Consider the following 2,144-nt stretch of genomic DNA (forward strand, 5'->3'; position numbering starts at 1 on the left):
ACCACCCCCCCCACGCATAAGAAGGAAGCACCAAAATGTTAGGGTTAATCATGGTACTGTCGTTCAGCGTGTTGCACTCCCGCCCCCGCCGCGCGGCGGCCGGCCCCCCGGCCGCCCGTCGTGGGGGGCACGCCTGTCGCCGCCCCCGCCCCGCCGCCGTTGCGACGGCGGCCGCCGGACCGCTTGCCGGGCTCGGTGCCGGTCTTCCGGTCCGGGCGGGACGGGGACGTCGTCGGTGTCGCCGGCTGGGGGACCTCGATGGTGACGGGCACGCCGGAAGGCTCGCGGGCGCCGGTGAGGGTGGCCAGTTCCACGTCGCTGGAGGTGATGCGGGCCGTCCGGGGGCGGATGCCCGCGTCCGACATGAGCCGGGTGACATCGCGCTTCTGGTCGGGCAGGACCAGCGTGACCACACTGCCGGAGCCGCCGGCGCGAGCCGTGCGGCCGCCCCGGTGGAGGTAGTCCTTGTGGTCGGTGGGGGGATCGACGTTCACGACGAGGTCGAGGTTGTCGATGTGTATGCCCCGGGCCGCGACGTTCGTCGCCACCAGCGCGGTGACCTGGCCGTTCTTGAACTGTTCCAGGGTGCGGTTGCGCTGCGGCTGGGAGCGGCCTCCGTGCAGTGCCGCCGCGCGGACCCCGACGGCCAGGAGCCGCTTGGTGAGCCGGTCGGCGGACCTCTTGGTGTCGAGGAAGAGGATGACCCGGCCGTCACGGGCGGCGATGCGCGTGGTGACGGCCTTCTTGTCGGTCTCGTCCAGGACGTGGAGCACGTGGTGCTCCATGGTGGTCACCGCTCCCGCGGACGGGTCCACGGAGTGCACCACGGGGTCGGTCAAGAACCGCTGCACCAGGCGGTCGATGTTGCTGTCCAGGGTGGCAGAGAAGAGCATCCGCTGTCCGTCGGGCCGCACCTGCTGGATCAGCTTGGTGATCTGCGGCAGGAAGCCCATGTCGGTCATCTGGTCGGCTTCGTCCAGCACCGTGATGCGCACGCTGTCCAGCACGCAGTCCCCTCGTTCCACGAGGTCGTTGAGTCTGCCGGGACTCGCCACGAGCACCTCGGCGCCCCGCCGCAGCGCAGCAGCCTGCTTGGTGATGGACAGCCCGCCGACCACGGTGGCCAGCCGGAGGTTCACCGCCGTCGCGTAGGGGGTCAGCGCGTCCGCCACCTGCTGGGCGAGTTCACGGGTCGGAACCAGGACCAGGGCCAGGGGCGCCTTGGGCTCAGCGCGCAGTCCGGCCGTGCGGGCCAGGAGCGCAAGCCCGAACGCCAGGGTCTTGCCGGAGCCGGTACGTCCCCGTCCCAGCAGGTCACGGCCGGCAAGTGAGTTGGGCAGGGTGGCGGCCTGGATGGGGAAGGGCGTGGTCACGCCCTGCGCAGTGAGGGTCTTCAGCAGTCCCGCGGGCATGTCCAGATCGGCGAAGTCCGCGACGGCGGGAAGGGCGGGTGTCGTGCTTTCCGGCAGCCGGAACTCCCTTGGCGACGTCGCGGAGGGTGAGGGTGACAAGGCGCGCCGATTCGGCTTCTGGGGCCTGCGGGACATGCGGTTGCTTACCTTCCTGGAAACAGCACAACCGGGGCCTGCACCATGAAGGTGCGGACCCCGGTGAGCGGATATGCGCCGGGCGATCAGGCGGGGATGATGTTCTCGGCCTGCGGGCCCTTCTGGCCCTGCGTGACGTCGAAGGAGACCCGCTGGCCCTCCTGGAGCTCACGGAAGCCCTGGGTCGCGATGTTCGAGTAGTGGGCGAAGACGTCGGGGCCGCCGCCGTCCTGCTGGATGAAGCCAAAACCCTTTTCGGCGTTGAACCACTTCACGGTTCCCTGTGCCATGACTTTCCTCTTCTGTAGGCAGAGGCCCCATCCGGAGATGCCGGAAAACAAAATATGCGCCTGAAGGAGAAACATTCCCGTCAGGCGCACATAGGTTCATGGGTACCACAACTGCAACTCGGAAACCGTAGCACAGCCCGGCCGCCCGTGGTGGATCAACACGGCACGCGCCGGACTCCACTCACAGCCTGGGCTGCCCAACTGCGCCTGATGACAGTGAGCCTTTCCCGGTAACCGGTCGTCGCTCGCTGTGATCGCTGGGCTGTGCTGTGCCGCTGCCGTCGCCAAGTCCGCGCAGCCGTAAGGC

At 69.0% G+C, this 2,144-nt stretch carries 2 protein-coding genes; both read right to left on the bottom strand.

Going from position 1 to position 2,144, the window contains the following annotated elements; all coding sequences use genetic code 11:
- Window positions 1-44: 44 nt before the first annotated feature.
- The gene (locus ACWDA7_RS52285; protein WP_450615202.1) at window positions 45-1,547 is read right to left on the bottom strand and encodes a DEAD/DEAH box helicase; all 1,503 of its coding nucleotides are present in this window, start codon (window positions 1,545-1,547) and stop codon (window positions 45-47) included.
- 86 nt (window positions 1,548-1,633) lie between these two features.
- A complete protein-coding gene (locus ACWDA7_RS52290; protein WP_071365560.1) occupies window positions 1,634-1,837 on the bottom strand; it encodes a cold-shock protein in 204 nt (67 codons plus the stop codon).
- Window positions 1,838-2,144 lie beyond the last annotated feature (307 nt).

The sequence above is a fragment of the Streptomyces sp. NPDC001156 genome (genome assembly GCF_053598275.1).